Source organism: Paenibacillus sp. JMULE4, assembly GCF_013337105.1.
GTDB classification, from domain to species: Bacteria; Bacillota; Bacilli; order Paenibacillales; family NBRC-103111; genus Paenibacillus_G; species Paenibacillus_G naphthalenovorans.
Genome location: NZ_SGWF01000006.1, coordinates 1 through 15,386, shown reverse-complemented (window position 1 = coordinate 15,386; position 15,386 = coordinate 1). Strand labels below are relative to the sequence as shown.

Here is a 15,386-nt window from a genome sequence, read left to right as displayed (position 1 = left end):
GAAACCGGGCTTAATGGACAGGTCGTGCACCGCAATACCATTGCGAATATGATCTATTCTCCATGGTTTATCGTATCTTATTTCTCCAAGATGATGACGCTGCTGCCGGGCGATGTCATCATGACCGGCACTCCCGGCTCGGTCGCGATCCGGGAAGGGGATGTGGCGGAATGCCGGATCGACGGCTTTGAAGCGTTGAGAAATCCCGTAATCCGGGAGGCCTGATGCGTTTTGCGGCGCAGGATGCAGGCGATAGATGATCATACTATCGGTTGGGTATGCGGCGTACAGACGGTTTGGCGAAAAGCTGCCCCGGTTGAAGCAGGGGGAAAGCCGCCATCGGGGGTTCAGTCCGATTTCCTCGCTGCTGTCGCTTTTGTCGGCGGGGACAGGCCGGCAAGCGGCCTATTGGCTGGTTTACGTTTGCTGGTGGCTGCATCTCCTGATTCTGCTTGCTTTTCTGCTCTATGTGCCGCAGTCGAAGCACGCCCATTTGCTGTTCGTGCCCTTCGATATCGTATTATCGGGCACGGGCCCTCCCGGCAGGCCGTGTAAGCTGGATTTTTCCGATGAAACCGCAGAGGAATTCGGGGTGGGCAAGATTGAACACTTTACCAAGGGGCAGCTGCTTGACTTGTATGCCTGTGTGGAGTGCGGCCGATGTACGAACATGTGGAGATAAAGGATGTGTGCAAGCGCTTATCGTCTTTTGAAAAAAACGGAAGTCCATCCGGCAGCGGGCGGAGCACGCATGAACAAAGCTATTTTGCCTGACAATAAACTCAGAGCTGAGTAAAACCAGTTCTGAGTTTTTTTGTATGGTACCGACCGGAATTAAGAGGGCCTCGCGTACTTGCTTTAAGACGGAACCCCGGAAAACGGAGATCTCCTGGCAAGTGCCAACGAAGGAATGTTCCGTTCGCATACTACCGCTTCCACAAGACAAGCGGAAGTCAGGAGATGAAGATAACCATCACCGGCGCTTCTTGTGTTTTGCGTATTTTTGAACTGACTTTGACAATATCAAAATGATTTTGATAATATTAAAAAAATGTGTTGATTTTTCAGCAAAACGAATTATAATGAAAATACTACTAACCTTATAGGAATAATTCATGTTTGGGAGGACATTGGGATGAAGAGACGTTTTTTCATTACCGCTGCTTTAGCAACAATGATGGTTTTTACGGCGGGCTGCGCAGCCAAGGATGGGGGTGCCAATGCGGGCGGAACGATTCAAATCGGCCTCTCGGCTCCGATTTCCGGCACGCAAGCGCAGTACGGGGAGGCGTTTAAGAACGGGGCCGAGCTGGCTGCCAAGCAAATTAACGAGGCCGGCGGAATCGACGGAAAGCAAGTGAAGATTGTGATCGAGGATGACAAGGGTGATCCTAGTGAAGCAGTAAACGTGGCCAACAAATTTTCATCAAATAAAGACATTTTGGCAGTCGTAGGGCATTTTAACAGTTCGGCGACGCTAGCTGCAGCGCCGGTTTACAACCAGAACAAAATCGTGGAAATTTCGCCGTCTTCGAGCGCTCCCGGCGTAACGAATGCGGGAGATTACACATTCCGTGTGATCACGACTGACGCTTTCCAGGCATCCTTTTTGGCAAAATGGTCGAAGGAACTGGGATACCAAAAGGTAGCGCTCATCTATGAGCAGTCCGACTTTGGCTTGGGGCTGCTGGATGTTTATCAGAAATCGGCGCGGGAGAACGGTATTGAAATCGTTGCGGCCGAGTCCTATCTTCCGGGGGCCAAAGAGTTCAGCACGATTCTTACCAAAATCAAGGAGAAAAAGCCGGACGCGATTTTTATCGGCGGTTTTTATAACGAAGCGGCCCTGATTGCCTCGCAGGCGCAAAAACTCAACCTGTCCGTAGACTATATCGGTGTAGACAGCTTGTACTCCGAGGCGCTGCTCGACTTGGGTGGGGCGGCAGTAGAGAATTTCAAGCTCATCGGATTTTTCTATCCGGGCGGCAATAATGAACAGGCAACGAAGTTCGACAAAGCTTATCAGGACGCTTACGGCAAACGGCCGGATACGTATGCCGCATATGCCTTTGACGCCACTTCCGTAGTCATTGAAGCCATTAAGCAAGGCGGCCCTGACAGGGAGAGCATTAAAACGTATCTGGATACGCTGAAAGACTTCCCGGGTACGACGGGAGTACTGACGTTTGACGAAAACGGCGATGTCCAGACCATACCTGAGAAATTGACGATTAAAAATGGACATTTCGTGCTTTATCAATAAGATATAAACACGTTTGGAGCAGGAATTGAGACATATTTCCTGCTCCAACGCATGGAAGGGATGTTAGCATGCTCCTTCAGCAACTGGTAAACGGGCTGACGATTGGAATGATTTATGCGCTGATTGCGCTTGGATATACGATGGTTTATGGCATACTGAAAATCGTGAATTTCGCTCATGGCGATATCTACATGTTCGGCAGCTTTTTGGGGCTTTTTTTGATAGAGCAGCTGAACATGCCGTTACTTCCTACTTTTGTGATTTCCGCGGCGTCGACGGCGGTAATAGGCATGATCATCGAGCGGGTTGCCTATCGTCCGCTCCGCTTGTCGGATCGCATTGTGCCGCTGATCAGCGCACTCGGGGTTTCCACCTTCCTGATCAGTCTGGCGCAGAAGCTCTGGGGTACGGGAACCCATCCTTTTCCCACGACATTCGGCAGCAAAACGTATACGGTAGGCCATATTATCTTTTCTCAAATTCAGATTTTAATTCTTGTATTATCTTTGATTTTGATGATAGGCCTGCACCTGTTCGTCACCAAGACGAAGACCGGAACGGCCATGCGGGCCACGTCCATGAGCATTCCCCATGCTTCTCTGATGGGAATCAATACGAATCGGATGATTACACTGGCCTTTGCCATCGGTTCCGCGCTTGCTGCATGTGCGGGAATCATGGTGGGCATTTATTATAATGCGGTCTATCCAACGATGGGATATATGGCAGGAATCAATGCATTCACCGCTGCGGTGCTTGGAGGAATCGGCAGCATTCCCGGGGCGATGCTGGGGGGCATTCTGTTTGGGGTGATTGAAAATTTGGGCGGCGCTTATATTTCGACCCCGTACCAGAGCGTCATTTCATTTTCCATCCTGATCATTGTACTTCTGATCAGACCTACGGGAATCCTTGGAAAGAAAGAAATTAATAAGGTGTAGGTGAATGGCTTGAGCAAATTAAATTACCGGAAAATCATCGTCACCGCGCTTCTTATTATTCTGCCTTTATTGCTGGAACAGATAAACAGTTATTTCGTTCATATTGCGATCGCGATCGGTATTTTTAGCATACTTTCACTCAGTCTCAACGTGATTATCGGTTATGCCGGGCAATTCGCGCTTGGACATGCCGCATTCTATGGGATCGGCGCTTATTCAGCGGCGCTGTTAATGATTCACTTTCAGCTTTCGTTCTGGTTGGCGCTTCCTGCCGCAGCGATCATAGCCGGACTGTTCGGCTTTCTGCTCGGATTGCCGGTCATCCGTCTCAGAGGAGACTATCTCGCGATTGTAACCCTTGGATTCGGCGAAATTGTCCGTCTGATATTTGTAAACTGGGTGGAAGTGACCAGGGGACCGATGGGGATTCCAGGAATTCCCGCCCCCCGTTTGTTCGGTTACTCGTTCACCGATAAAACCGATTATTATTATCTAATTTTAGTCATGCTCATGATCACAATCTATGTGATTCATCGAGTGGTTCATTCGGGAATCGGACTCAATCTGCTGACGATTCGCGAAGATGAGACTTTGGCGAAATCCATCGGGATCAGACCCGTGAAATACAAGCTGCTTGCCTTTACGCTGGGCGGATTTTTTGCCGGCGCGGCCGGTGCGTTCTGGGCCTCGTATATTACCTTTATCAGCCCGGATACATTCCGTTACCTGGATTCGGTGAATATTTTGGCTATGGTTATTCTGGGCGGCGCTGCAAGCATTCCCGGATCGATTCTGGGCGCGGTCATTCTGGTGCTGGCGCCGGAGCTACTTCGTTATGTCGATGACTACAGGATGATGCTGCTTGGCCTGGCCATTGTTCTCATGATGATTTTCAAGCCTTCGGGTTTCTGGGGCGAGAAGCACCGTACAATCAATTTCTACAGTTCGCAGAAAGGTGATCAGCCACATGGCCAAATTGCTAAGTCTCGAAAAAGTATCCGTTAAGTTCGGCGGTTTGGTAGCACTCAACGAAATCGACCTTAGTGTGAACAGCGGTGAGATTGTTGCGCTGATCGGTCCGAACGGGGCGGGGAAAACGACACTTTTCAATCTGCTGACGGGAGTTTATAAGCCTACGTCAGGTACGATACATTACATGGGTCAAAATATTACGAAGCTGGAGCCGTTTGACCGGGCTCGATTGGGAATCGCACGCACCTTTCAGAACACCCGGCTGATCAAAAACATGACCGTGCTGGAAAATGTGCTGGTGGCTCATCCGGATTGCAATTCGGAAAGCATTCTGGGCTCCCTGTTTCTGTTCGGCAAGGGAAGACGCCGGCGCGACGCCATAGCCCGGGAGTGTATCGATCTGCTTGAGGTGGTGGGGCTTCATCGCAAGCTGGACGAATGGGCCGGCAATTTGCCCTACGGGGAGCAGAGACTATTGGAAATTGCGCGTGCCATGGCTACAGGCTGCAAGGTGCTGCTGCTTGACGAGCCGGCCGCTGGTATGAATGGGCCGGAGAAAAAGCAGCTGGCGGACAAGATCAGCTACCTCTCCCGAAATTTCAACCTGGATATGGTGCTGATCGAGCATGATATGGGTCTTATTATGAATATTGCGGATAAAATCGTCGTGCTCGATCACGGGCATAAAATCGCCGAGGACCCCCCGGAGGAAATACAACAAAATCCCAAGGTAATCAGCGCCTATTTGGGCGGGGAGGATGATGACTTTGACGGGGAATAACGCATTATTGAAAATTCAGCAGCTAACGGTCAACCACGGTCATGTTCAAGCTGTAAAACAATTGGATCTGGAAGTCCGTGAAGGGGAAATTGTCGCTCTGATCGGGGCTAACGGAGCGGGGAAAACATCCGTTCTTCGCTGCATCTCGGGCATCGTCCGAGCGGGAAGCGGACGGATTTTGTTTGCAGGCACCGACATTACCCGTCTGGAGCCGCACCTTATCGTGAAGGCGGGAATATCTCATGTTCCTGAGGGAAGAGGGATTTTTGCCGATCTTACGGTAATGGAAAATTTGAGCATCGGGGCATATATCAGAAGAGGAAGCAAAGAAATTAAAGCGGATATGGCGGAGGTTTTTCAGCTGTTTCCACGGCTTGCGGAACGAAAGAAGCAGCTTGCCGGCACGATGAGCGGCGGAGAACAGCAGATGCTTTCGATTGCCCGCGCGCTGATGGCCAGACCGCGGCTGCTGCTGCTTGACGAGCCTTCCATGGGCCTGGCTCCCTTGCTGGTTCGGGAAATATTCCGGGCCATCCGTAGGATTAACCGGAACGGTGTGTCGGTGCTGCTCGTTGAGCAGAATACCAAAATGGCGCTGGCGCTGGCCGACAGAGGATATGTAATGGAAACGGGAAACATCGTCTTGGAAGGCAGTTCGGATCAATTGAAGGATCATCATATGATTAAATCCGTTTATCTAGGAATGAATGAGCGATAATTTGAACAAATCTCGTTCTCTGATCCCTATCTTTTATACCCAATTTCTATAATAATTTAAATGAGGTGCTGCAACGATGAGTAAAGAAAAGGATCAACGCAAACAGGATGAAAGTCTTGAACCTGTATCCCCATATACAATAATGGCCAAGCTGTTCGCCCATGTCTCGAAGGCGGTGGTCGACCGTTTTGGCGAAGAAGGCAAGGAGGCTGTTCGTGAAGGGGTGCGCGCTTTCGGAGAAGAGCGCGGCCGGGATATCGCCCGCCGGGCGGCTGCGAACGGAAAGCCGAATGACATTCATAATTATCTGCCTCATTATGACATGGGACGCAGCGATTTATTCGAGTATGAGACACACTATCATCCGTTGGAGATTGAACAGAACTTTACGAGATGCGCTTTTGGCGACCAATGGAAGGCGGACGGCATGGAGGAATACGGCATCCTTTATTGTCAAATGATTGATCCGGCCATAGCCAAAGGGTATAACCCGAACTTTGAAGTGGAACACGATAAATATCTTCTAAAGGAAGGGCATTGTCATTTCCGTTTTCAAATGAAAGACAATCAGGTTGACGGCAAGCAGAAAGAAGAGGAGCATAACCATACGAAGAAAGGATGACATGGGATGACTCGCGATCGATTGTGGGCAAGGCTGATGGAACTAAGCGCGATTGGCGGACAGACTCACAGCGGAGGGGTGACAAGGTTTTCGTTTACCGAGGCGGAAAGACAGGCCAAAAATCAGGTGATCGCTTATATGAAGGAAGCCGGCCTGGACGTACGTGAGGATGCCGCCGGCAATGTCATCGGGCGCAAGGAAGGACGCGATCCGCTGGCTCCCGTTGTTTTGACCGGTTCGCATATCGATACGGTTCCCGATGGAGGAAAGTTTGACGGAGCGCTTGGCGTCCTGGCGTCGATTGAAGTCTTGCAGCAAATGAACGAGCGGGGAATCACGACCACCCATCCGATAGAGGTCATTGCCTTTACCGATGAAGAGGGCGCCAGATTCGGCTTCGGCATGATCGGGAGCCGGGCCTTGGCCGGAACGCTTCAGGCAGAGCATTTAGAGCATGCCGATGAGCGGCAGATTACCATTCGACAAGCGATGCAGGAGGCGGGCCTGGACCCCGCCCGAATTGCCGAAGCTGCGAGGAGCCCCGAGCAGGTCAAGGCTTATGTTGAGCTTCATATTGAACAGGGTAAGATTCTGGAAAGCAGAGGCTTACCCGTCGGCGTCGTATCGGGGATTGCCGGGCCGCTGTGGCAGCAGTTTACTTTGACCGGCGAAGCCGGCCATGCCGGGGCAACGCCAATGAATGCAAGAAGGGACCCGATGCAGGCGGCCGCCGAAATAATGGGATATATTTATCAGGAAACAAAGAAATACACAAATGCCGTAGCTACGATCGGAAAAGCGCGCGTTATTCCCGGCGGCATTAATGTCATTCCCCAGCAGGTGGAGTTTACGCTGGATTTGAGAGATATCGATCTTGCCGTGCGGGACCGGCTCGAACAAGCTATCCATACCTTTGCCCATGAGGTCTGCCAGGCGTCCGGGATCGAGCTTCGGATCAGCACGCTGCAAAGGGTTGCGCCTTCGCCGTGCTCTCCCGGTATCAGGGCCATCATTGAAGAGGGGTGCAAGCGGGCCGGGCTGCCTGTGCTGACACTTGTCAGCGGAGCCGGTCACGACGGCATGCAATTCGGCGGATTATGTCCCATCGGCATGATATTCGTACGTTCCCGGGACGGCATCAGCCATTCCCCGCAGGAATGGAGCTCCCCGGAGGACTGCCGTGCGGGTGCGGAGGTGCTGTACCACACGCTTCTTCAACTGGCTGTAGAGCAGAATAATTAAGATTCAAATTTCTGATGGTATCCGAACTGGCTGGAGATGGAGCAAGCCGCCTTCAGCAGATCAGTTCGGATATTTTCTTCGTTCTCCTTCATACGGGTTAAGGAACCGACAATACTGATCGTGCCGACAACCTGTCCCGTCGAATTTTTGATGGGGGCGGCTATACTGTATGCGCCTTCCTCAATTTCCTCGTTTTCAATACTGTACCCTTGATTCCTGATTTCCTGCAAGCATTTCATTAGCTGCTTCTTATTCGTAATGGTATTGTCAGTCAGCTTGGTGAACTTGTATTTATCCAAAAACTCCTCCAGTTCCTCACTGGACATGTTCGCGAGAAAGACTTTACCCGACGCCGAAGCATGCATCGGAAGCTTGCTGCCGGCTCTTGAGCTGATAATAAAGTAATTGCTTGGCGATTCTACCTTGCCCACACAGAAAATTTGCTTATTCTGATAAACATACAGGTGGGTCGTTTCATGATATTTTTTGGTCAATTCGGTCAAGTAGGGATATCCGATTTCTTTAAGATCAAGGCTTTCCGAAACCAGATTCGCCTTGAGCAGAAATTCCAGCCCCAATTTATATTTGCCGTTGTTGGGATTTTTATCAATGTAGGAATAGGCGCAAAGGGTGTTAATGATGCCATAAACCGTGCTGATATTCAAATGAAGCTTTTCACTGATTTCGCTCAGGGATAATTGAACGTTTAAAGAATCGAAACAATTAATAATATCAAGGGCTCGCTTAACCGATTGGATCAAGCGCGGATTTTTTTCATTCAAGTCCATACCTCCATAACGTTAGCCGTTAAATAATAAGAATGAGTGGGAGCGGGAGCACTGGCCGGTCTCCCGGTATAAACAGAGAATGATCCCGGATTGTATGTTCTGACCATCTCACCATTACTTATATTTTATTATATCAAATGCAAATACCGTGTCGACAGTTATCCTTAGTTGTCATTGCGTTCCGTTACCCTGCAGCGTATAATCCGTCTTCTCCGGGTGCAAGATATGTGCAGTGTGCAAAACAAAGGGTGCCATAAACAGGAGGGCGACGATGAAGGCTGTAACTTATGAAGGCGTAAAGAATATGCAGGTGAAACAAGTTGCCGATCCGACAATTCAGAAAAAAGACGGGATCATCGTGCGGATCACCTCGACTGCCATATGCGGTTCCGATCTCCATATTTACCAGGGGGCGATTCAGGCCCAACCCGGATACGTGGTCGGACATGAACCGATGGGCGTTGTCGAAGAAGTAGGCCCTGATGTGACAAGGGTCAAGAAAGGCGACCGGGTCGTGCTGCCGTTCAATATCTCGTGCGGCAGCTGTTTTTACTGCCAGCATGAAATGGAGAGTCAATGCGACAATTCCAACCCCAATCCTCAAGTGGATACGGGAGCCTATTTCGGATTCACCGAACGTTACGGGAATTATTGGGGCGGACAAGCCGAATTGCTTTACGTGCCCTATGGCAATTTCATGCCGTTCGTCATTCCGGAATCATGCGAATTGGAGGATGAGAAGCTGCTGTTCCTATCCGACGTGCTGCCGACAGCCTATTGGAGCGTGGACAACGGCGGCGTGAAGCAGGGGGATACGGTCGTGGTGCTCGGCTGCGGCCCCGTCGGCTTGATGGCGCAAAAATTTGCCTGGATGAAAGGGGCCAAACGGGTCATCGCGGTCGACAATCTCCCATACCGGCTGAACTATGCCAAAAAAATAAACAACGTCGAGATTTTTAACTTCGAACAGTTCAATGACACGGGGCTGCATATCAAAGAAATCACGAGCGGTGGGGCGGATGTCGTCATCGATTGCGTAGGCATGGACGGCAAGAAGACGCCATTAGAGGAGGAAGAGCAGAAGGCCAAGCTGGTCGGCGGAACGCTCAGCCCGCTCAACATCGCAATGAACGCGGTGAGAAAATTCGGCACGATTCAGATTACGGGAGTATACGGTTCTAAATATAACCAGTTCATGTTCGGAAACCTTTGGGAACGAAACGTGAAGCTCACCATGGGACAGGCCCCCGTGATTCATTACATGCCGATGCTGTTTCAAAAAATTACAGCCGGCGAGTTCGATCCGTCGGAGATCGTCACGCATAAAGTGCCGCTGGATCAAGCGCACAACGCGTACAACACGTTTTACAACCATATGGACGAAAGCATTAAATTCGTCTTGAAGCCTTGAATCATATTACGTATCCTTCAGCAACTTCATAAATAAAACAAAATATCCTTGAAATATCAAGGGTTTTTTGTTTTTTTTAAGATAGAATCTTCAATCATGGTATTCCACTCGGTCAGGATGTAGTGTTAGAATGAGTATAACGGGATTTCTCCAATCCATCGGAGTCCATCCGGTTTTTCAGCATTCAAAAAATCAGACAACGCAGCAGGATTTCGCTTTAAATGCAGTGGAAAACTGGAGTCATATGAATAATACGTTTAAATTTTAAGTATCTGGAGGAAGCCATGGAACTTTTGGAAGTATTTAAAGCCTTGTCTAATGAAACGAGAATGCTGATCTTGCAGTGGTTGAAAGATCCGGAGATTCATTTTCCCAAACCGCAAAGCGGGGATATTCATGAAGACGGGGTTTGCGTGAGCGACATCCACAAAAAAGTGGGATTGTCGCAATCCACGGTGTCCCTTTACTTGTCCATGCTGCAGAACGCCGGATTGATAAAAGCAAAGCGTATTGGGCAATTTACTTATTATAAAAGGGATGAGGAAAATATCAAAAAAGTGTTGGAAGGGATAAACAAAGAATTGTAATCAAATTTTTTGTTTTCCACTTTCTTTATGGTTGCAGGATACGGATTTTTATTTTATTATTATATCGATATTTATAGATATCTATAATTAATGATTAGGAGGTACGGATATGAACAAGTTTGAAAATCATAAAGGATTTTCACGCATGTTTAAAGAAAACCATTTGACTCTCGGATTGTTCTTTCCTTTGGAATCATACGCAGGCAGTATTCCGGAGATGAACATAGAAAAGCAAATGAAACTGGCCAAAAGAGCGGAGGAGCTCAATTTTGCCGCGCTGTTCGTCAGGGATGTTCCGATGTATGACCCTCATTTCGGTTTAAACCCGTAACTTTAGAGTCTTACACCCTTATTCACACGATTGCGTAATTTCTCATTGATTTACGTCGTTGTCGCTCGTTGTCGCCCTTGACATGGAGCCTCCAGCGGGCATGATTTTTCGCGATAGGGCGATGCGGATAACACATGCATCGCGAGGCTAACAAGCCTATCATGCCCGCCCCTCCATGTAAAGGGCTTTATCCATCATACCTTAATCACAAGCGGTTTTACGGCTTGCTGATGCATAGCTTGATGAAATTCCTGCGGGGATAGATCATACAAACTTCCATGGATCCGCCGCTGATTATAAAACAAGAGATAGTCAGATACGATACGGTATGCATCCTGATAACTCTCAAATTCATGCCTGGAGAGACACTCTTGTTCTAAAATGGCATGAAATGCTTCGATATGCGCATTTTTATTCGGCGTTTTCGGAGGAATACGTTCATGTTCTACACAATACTCCAGGCATGCTTCTTCAAAAGCATGGCTGATAAATTGCGGGCCGTTATCGGTACGAACCACGGGCAGCTGATCTTTCTCAAAGAGCCGCCGTTTCCATAACGCTCTCTGCAGGATTTGCGCAGCATGCTTCCCTTCACAAGAGAGGCCCATGTGGTAGTCGATAATCGATCGGTCGTAGACGTCAATCAGGCTGAGCAAGAAAAAGAAACGCTGCTCTGCTGCAATATAGCCGTATTTCACGTCCATCTCCCAAAGCTGATTCGAAGCGCAAATCTCACGGTTGTTCGCCAGCTTTCGGGGATATTGGATTCGCTTCCGGCGTTGTGGCTGCAGGATGCCCAGTTCCTGACACAGCCGGTATACTTTTTTCTTGTTAATGATCAGCCCATACTGTCGTTTCAGGCATACGGTTAATTTACGGTAACCGTAAGTCGCTTCTTCCCCGGCAATAAGCTCCATCAGCCATTCCTTGATCTGCTCATCGCTGACGGGACGCCGCTTATGATCCAAGGAAAAGCCGGGAATCGGCCGTCCGCCGTTATACACTCGCTCTTGCTTGAAGTGTTTCTTCCGGTAATAGTACGTCGCTTCACTGACGCCGACGATTCGCAGCACCACTGCAGCTTTATAACCCCGCGCAATCCATTTGTCGGCGATCTCTATTTTGTCCGATAGGCGGGGTTCACCTTTTTTACGAGATCACGAAGAATCGCAATCTCCAAATCCTTCTCGCCCAACAGCTTTTTCAATTTGTCGTTTTCCTGCTCTAACGCTTGAAACTCTTTGGATGATGGAGTGTAGGCTGCAACTTTTTTGGATTCTGGTGATGCGTTTTTCCAGTTTGCATGCTTCGATTGACGAATCCAACGAGCGAGCATTTTCCCGTCTATTCCATGTCGTCTTGCAACTTGGCTGGCATTGCCTGCTTCTAAGGCTTCTTGGATGAGCTGTTGTTTAAATTCAATGCTGTAACTCTTGCGCTGCATCTTTGATCCCTCCACTTTTGTTAATTCATATTGTAGTGGATAAGGAGAAAAGACTCAAAGGTAAATATGGGGCTTTAGAGATTTTGGGGATGTGGGCCAAATGTATGATCCCTTGTTTAGTATATCGCCGCCCATACCCAAAACATCGCTTTGGGCACCGCAAGCGTTATTCTCACCTTGCGTCACCCCTTGCATGTGGCTAAAGCAGCCGCTTCCGTCGATCACATATCCGGCGAACGCCTGGTTCTCGGGGTGGCGACCGGGGATCGTCCTATAGAATTCCCGGCCTTCTCCGTTGATTTCGAAGAGCGGGGCCTGTTGTTTCAAGAAGCCCTTTCCGTCATGAGAAAAGTGTGGGGGAGAACTTCCCGGCGATCCGGACGCCGCGCGTCGAAATGTCGCTCGGAGACCTTTTGCCCAAACCGCGTCTTTCGGATATCCCGGTGCTGGTAACCGGCCACAGCTCACAGTCCGTCGAATGGATTGCCCAAAATGGCGACGGCTGGATGTATTATCCGCGAAACGTGCAGTTCCAAGCGGAACTGATCAAAAATTGGCGTTCCTACACCGATCAGTTTAAACCGTTCAGCCAGTCCTTATATATCGATTTGATGGAGGATCCGAATCATAGACCGGTCCCCATCCATCTAGGATTCCGCATCGGGCGCAATCCGCTGATTGAATTTATTCAGTTTCTTAAAAGCGTCGGTGTCAATCATGTGATTATTAACTTGAAATATGGGCACCGGCCGGTTGAAGAAGTCATTGAAGAATTGGGAGAAGAAGTCCTTCCGCATTTTCCCGCATTAACCGGTGAGCAGCAGGAAAATTCGTGAACAGGAAAGCCCCGGTCCCGTTAGCCGCGCGACCGGTTCGTTTCACCAAAATCTGTCGGGGAGTGACTGATATGAAAGTGCTGACGATCGTTTCGCATCCCAGAAGGGAATCTCTTACGTTTTCCGTTGCCGAACGTTTTGTTCAAGGACTCACCGATGCAGGACATGAAGTGGAAATGGCGGATCTGTACGGGGAAGAATTTCATCCGCTCGTCTTTGAAAAAGATGAACCTGATTGGGATAACCCACAAAAGAGCTATTCCGCTCGTGTGCAAGCTGAAATGGAAAGGCTGAAAAGAAACGAAGGACTCGCGTTCATCTTTCCGGTTTGGTGGTATTCCTTGCCGGCGATTACGAAAGGCTATATAGACCGTACATGGAACTATGGTTTTGCTTATGGAGGAGCACGCCTGCCACACAAAAAAGTATTGTGGATTCCGCTTGTCGGGGAGACCGAAGCAAGCTTAAAAAAACGAAGCTTCGATGCGATGATATCCCAATATTTGAATGTCGGTCTGGCAGGATATACGGGCATCTCTCAGTCGGAAGTGGCGTTTTTTTATAACACGCTGGCTGAAGAGATGGAAAGCGAGGATGAAATCAACAAGCATTACGAGAGTTTGTTACAACGAGCGTATGAGTTAGGGCAAACCTACAGCGATTCGGTCACGCAAAAGCAAAAAGGCTGACGTATTCAATCCCCGGAATTGATTTACCGAAAAGGAGGAGCAGGCAGCGAATGGCTTACCGTGTTTATGCAATGGATTTTTCTTTTTACAACTCCATGGGAATTTACAGCTTTGAAACCCGATGCGAGATGCTCAAAGAGATCGGGTACGATGCGATGCATTTGTCCATCTGGCACGGAGAGCGGTGGCGGGATGCGGCGAAGCTCGGCAGCGTCAAAGGGAAATACGGGCTGGACGTGGCCGGTGTGTACGTCGTCTTGGATCTCTCTTTAGGCGAGAGCCATCCGAGAAACGAAGGCATTCTGAAGATGCTGGAGACGCTTGAAGGATGCTCGACGGTCGAGCTGGCGATCCAGTCCGCAGGAAGCCATCTGCGCCCTTCGGATCCGGCGGGTGACGACGCCGTGGTGAAGTGGCTGGAAAAAGCGCTTGAGATTTGCGAGCGGAGGAACATCGATATCCTGCTGTATACGCACCTTTCCTTCTGGGTCGAACGCCACGAAGATGCGGTGCGGCTGTGCAAACGGTTGAGCCATCCCCGTTTGGGTATCGTGTTCTGCGGCTACCACTGGTACGCCGTCGACGGGAGCAACCTGGCGGGCATACTGGATGAGGTGGCGCCGTATCTGAAGCAAGTGAACCTGTCCGGCAGCCGCCGGAATCCGCACGGTTTTGGCAACGTTGCGACGATCGAGCCGTTGGATGAAGGCGAGCTGGACAATTTCGCACTGCTTGGACAGCTGAAAAGGATTGGTTATGATGGGATGATCGGCTTTCAGGGCTGGAGCGAAGGGGGCGACGCCTACTTGAAGCTGAGCCGCTCGCTCCAGGCATTCCGTGACATGGAAAGGCGTCTTGAAGCACATCCGCACTGGGCGGAGCTGAAATTGCTTCCGTAACCTTACGGGTTTTTCATAGTATTCACCCATTCAATACCCGGGAACTGAAGCACCGGACGGCCCTTTATAGGGCGCGTCCGGTGCTTTTGCATGCTTTAACTGAAACCATCAAGAAACTGCCGGGGTACTAATGTCCTATTATTCCAAAATCGGGCGCAAATGTCCATGTTCAATCATTTTTTTTGCATTAATAACTCAACTTTCGCACCTAGAAAATCAATGTAAAACCAATTGTAGAGCGGGCTTAAGGTCTGTTGAATAGCCAGCTTGCACAAATAGAAAAACACCACTTCGTTTGGTAAAGTGAGAGTGACGAACAATCACCACCAGACAGAAGAGGTGTCTTCCATCATGATAGACCATCAGCCCGACCTGAATCAACTGCCAAACGAATTAAAGCCCGCTTTTCAAGAACTGAAAGTGCTGAAACATCTTCAGCAAGCCGGGTTCCGTAAGCGATTCGGCTTTAGCTGTGCTCGGCTGTTCCAACTCGTCTTCGTTCTGCTGTTTCACCAGAAGAATTGGTTCCGACTGCTCGAGAGCAGCAAGGGCGACGCATTTCCCGGCAAGGATGATGCCGTCTATCGTTTCCTCAACCATGCAGGCTTTGCCTGGCGTCGTTTTCTGACGTCGCTCAGCGTCGCGACGGTGCAGAAGGTCAACGTGCTTACGTCGTCCAATCGGGACACCGTCTTCATCGTCGACGACTCCATGTTCGAGCGCAACCGCAGCAAAGCCGTCGAGTTGCTGGCCAGGTTCAAAGATCATGCTACCGGCGCTTATTACAAGGGCTTTCGCATGCTCACCATGGGATGGTCCGACGGCCATACGTTTCTGCCGCTGGACTTCACACTGCTCAGTT

The 15,386-nt window shown here is 49.6% G+C and carries 17 protein-coding genes and 2 pseudogenes; 16 read left to right on the top strand and 3 right to left on the bottom strand.

Annotation, left to right across the window (positions count from 1 at the left end; all coding sequences use genetic code 11):
* From EXW96_RS02025 to EXW96_RS01985, 9 genes are all read left to right on the top strand, one after another.
* The coding region (locus EXW96_RS02025) for a fumarylacetoacetate hydrolase family protein (RefSeq protein WP_174349733.1) at nt 1–225 on the top strand (225 nt) is incomplete at its 5' end.
* A gap of 31 nt (nt 226–256) precedes the next feature.
* Complete coding sequence (locus EXW96_RS02020; protein WP_074726851.1) at nt 257–682, top strand: hypothetical protein; 426 nt, start codon at nt 257–259, stop codon at nt 680–682.
* Nucleotides 683–1,135: 453 nt separating this feature from the next.
* Complete coding sequence (locus EXW96_RS02015; protein ID WP_174349732.1) at nt 1,136–2,263, top strand: ABC transporter substrate-binding protein; 1,128 nt, start codon at nt 1,136–1,138, stop codon at nt 2,261–2,263.
* Nucleotides 2,264–2,331: 68 nt separating this feature from the next.
* A complete protein-coding gene (locus tag EXW96_RS02010) occupies nt 2,332–3,204 on the top strand; it encodes a branched-chain amino acid ABC transporter permease (protein ID WP_174349731.1) in 873 nt (290 codons plus the stop codon).
* Between the two features lie 9 nt (nt 3,205–3,213).
* Nucleotides 3,214–4,209: a branched-chain amino acid ABC transporter permease gene (locus EXW96_RS02005; protein WP_074726854.1), complete on the top strand. Its 996-nt coding sequence runs from the start codon at nt 3,214–3,216 to the stop codon at nt 4,207–4,209.
* Nucleotides 4,172–4,957 carry an ABC transporter ATP-binding protein gene (locus EXW96_RS02000; protein ID WP_174349730.1) on the top strand — a complete coding sequence of 262 codons (786 nt, stop codon included), beginning with the start codon at nt 4,172–4,174 and terminating at the stop codon, nt 4,955–4,957. The genes EXW96_RS02005 and EXW96_RS02000 overlap by 38 nt, the downstream gene beginning before the upstream one ends.
* Nucleotides 4,944–5,675, top strand: a complete 732-nt coding sequence (locus tag EXW96_RS01995; protein WP_373864957.1) for an ABC transporter ATP-binding protein — start codon at nt 4,944–4,946, stop codon at nt 5,673–5,675. The genes EXW96_RS02000 and EXW96_RS01995 overlap by 14 nt, the downstream gene beginning before the upstream one ends.
* A gap of 76 nt (nt 5,676–5,751) precedes the next feature.
* A complete protein-coding gene (locus tag EXW96_RS01990) occupies nt 5,752–6,297 on the top strand; it encodes an L-2-amino-thiazoline-4-carboxylic acid hydrolase (RefSeq protein ID WP_054817849.1) in 546 nt (181 codons plus the stop codon).
* Between the two features lie 6 nt (nt 6,298–6,303).
* On the top strand, nt 6,304–7,539 hold the full coding sequence (locus tag EXW96_RS01985; protein WP_174349729.1) for a Zn-dependent hydrolase: 1,236 nt from the start codon (nt 6,304–6,306) through the stop codon (nt 7,537–7,539).
* Here the strand turns inward: EXW96_RS01985 and EXW96_RS01980 are convergent.
* Nucleotides 7,536–8,327 carry an IclR family transcriptional regulator gene (locus EXW96_RS01980; protein WP_174349728.1) on the bottom strand — a complete coding sequence of 264 codons (792 nt, stop codon included), beginning with the start codon at nt 8,325–8,327 and terminating at the stop codon, nt 7,536–7,538. The two genes, EXW96_RS01985 and EXW96_RS01980, sit on opposite strands and share 4 nt — an antisense overlap.
* Before the next feature lie 271 nt (nt 8,328–8,598).
* On the opposite strand from EXW96_RS01980, the gene EXW96_RS01975 reads away from it, so the two are divergent.
* The 3 genes and pseudogenes from EXW96_RS01975 to EXW96_RS01965 form a co-directional block, all read left to right on the top strand.
* Entirely contained in the window at nt 8,599–9,738 is a 1,140-nt protein-coding gene (locus tag EXW96_RS01975) for a zinc-dependent alcohol dehydrogenase (protein WP_062408777.1), read from the top strand.
* A gap of 284 nt (nt 9,739–10,022) precedes the next feature.
* A complete protein-coding gene (locus EXW96_RS01970) occupies nt 10,023–10,325 on the top strand; it encodes an ArsR/SmtB family transcription factor (RefSeq protein ID WP_062410945.1) in 303 nt (100 codons plus the stop codon).
* A 109-nt stretch (nt 10,326–10,434) separates the two neighbouring features.
* Nucleotides 10,435–10,644, top strand: a pseudogene (locus EXW96_RS01965) (LLM class flavin-dependent oxidoreductase); the annotation flags it as partial.
* Between the two features lie 206 nt (nt 10,645–10,850).
* Here the strand turns inward: EXW96_RS01965 and EXW96_RS01960 are convergent.
* Both EXW96_RS01960 and EXW96_RS01955 read right to left on the bottom strand, forming a co-directional pair.
* Nucleotides 10,851–11,756 carry an IS3 family transposase gene (locus EXW96_RS01960; protein ID WP_258313571.1) on the bottom strand — a complete coding sequence of 302 codons (906 nt, stop codon included), beginning with the start codon at nt 11,754–11,756 and terminating at the stop codon, nt 10,851–10,853.
* A 17-nt stretch (nt 11,757–11,773) separates the two neighbouring features.
* Complete coding sequence (locus EXW96_RS01955; protein WP_141336823.1) at nt 11,774–12,100, bottom strand: transposase; 327 nt, start codon at nt 12,098–12,100, stop codon at nt 11,774–11,776.
* A gap of 79 nt (nt 12,101–12,179) precedes the next feature.
* Here EXW96_RS01955 and EXW96_RS01950 point away from each other — a divergent pair.
* The 4 genes and pseudogenes from EXW96_RS01950 to EXW96_RS01935 all read left to right on the top strand — a co-directional run.
* Nucleotides 12,180–12,936 (top strand): annotated as a pseudogene (locus tag EXW96_RS01950) (TIGR03571 family LLM class oxidoreductase); the annotation flags it as partial.
* Between the two features lie 71 nt (nt 12,937–13,007).
* Nucleotides 13,008–13,625 carry an NAD(P)H oxidoreductase gene (locus tag EXW96_RS01945; RefSeq protein ID WP_174349727.1) on the top strand — a complete coding sequence of 206 codons (618 nt, stop codon included), beginning with the start codon at nt 13,008–13,010 and terminating at the stop codon, nt 13,623–13,625.
* Between the two features lie 50 nt (nt 13,626–13,675).
* Nucleotides 13,676–14,524, top strand: a complete 849-nt coding sequence (locus EXW96_RS01940) for a sugar phosphate isomerase/epimerase family protein (RefSeq protein WP_054817851.1) — start codon at nt 13,676–13,678, stop codon at nt 14,522–14,524.
* Nucleotides 14,525–14,875: 351 nt separating this feature from the next.
* A partial coding sequence (locus EXW96_RS01935) for a transposase (RefSeq protein ID WP_174349726.1) occupies nt 14,876–15,386 on the top strand: 511 nt, incomplete at its 3' end.

Excerpts from the sequence above, each read along its gene's own strand:
- EXW96_RS02020 (WP_074726851.1), top strand. The coding sequence starts at position 257 with ATGATCATACTATCGGTTGGGTATGCGGCGTACAGACGGTTTGGCGAA.
- EXW96_RS02015 (WP_174349732.1), top strand. The coding sequence starts at position 1,136 with ATGAAGAGACGTTTTTTCATTACCGCTGCTTTAGCAACAATGATGGTT.
- EXW96_RS02010 (WP_174349731.1), top strand. The coding sequence starts at position 2,332 with ATGCTCCTTCAGCAACTGGTAAACGGGCTGACGATTGGAATGATTTAT.
- EXW96_RS02000 (WP_174349730.1), top strand. The coding sequence starts at position 4,172 with ATGGCCAAATTGCTAAGTCTCGAAAAAGTATCCGTTAAGTTCGGCGGT.
- EXW96_RS01990 (WP_054817849.1), top strand. The coding sequence starts at position 5,752 with ATGAGTAAAGAAAAGGATCAACGCAAACAGGATGAAAGTCTTGAACCT.
- EXW96_RS01985 (WP_174349729.1), top strand. The coding sequence starts at position 6,304 with ATGACTCGCGATCGATTGTGGGCAAGGCTGATGGAACTAAGCGCGATT.
- EXW96_RS01980 (WP_174349728.1), bottom strand. The coding sequence starts at position 8,327 with ATGGACTTGAATGAAAAAAATCCGCGCTTGATCCAATCGGTTAAGCGA.
- EXW96_RS01975 (WP_062408777.1), top strand. The coding sequence starts at position 8,599 with ATGAAGGCTGTAACTTATGAAGGCGTAAAGAATATGCAGGTGAAACAA.
- EXW96_RS01970 (WP_062410945.1), top strand. The coding sequence starts at position 10,023 with ATGGAACTTTTGGAAGTATTTAAAGCCTTGTCTAATGAAACGAGAATG.
- EXW96_RS01955 (WP_141336823.1), bottom strand. The coding sequence starts at position 12,100 with ATGCAGCGCAAGAGTTACAGCATTGAATTTAAACAACAGCTCATCCAA.
- EXW96_RS01945 (WP_174349727.1), top strand. The coding sequence starts at position 13,008 with ATGAAAGTGCTGACGATCGTTTCGCATCCCAGAAGGGAATCTCTTACG.
- EXW96_RS01940 (WP_054817851.1), top strand. The coding sequence starts at position 13,676 with ATGGCTTACCGTGTTTATGCAATGGATTTTTCTTTTTACAACTCCATG.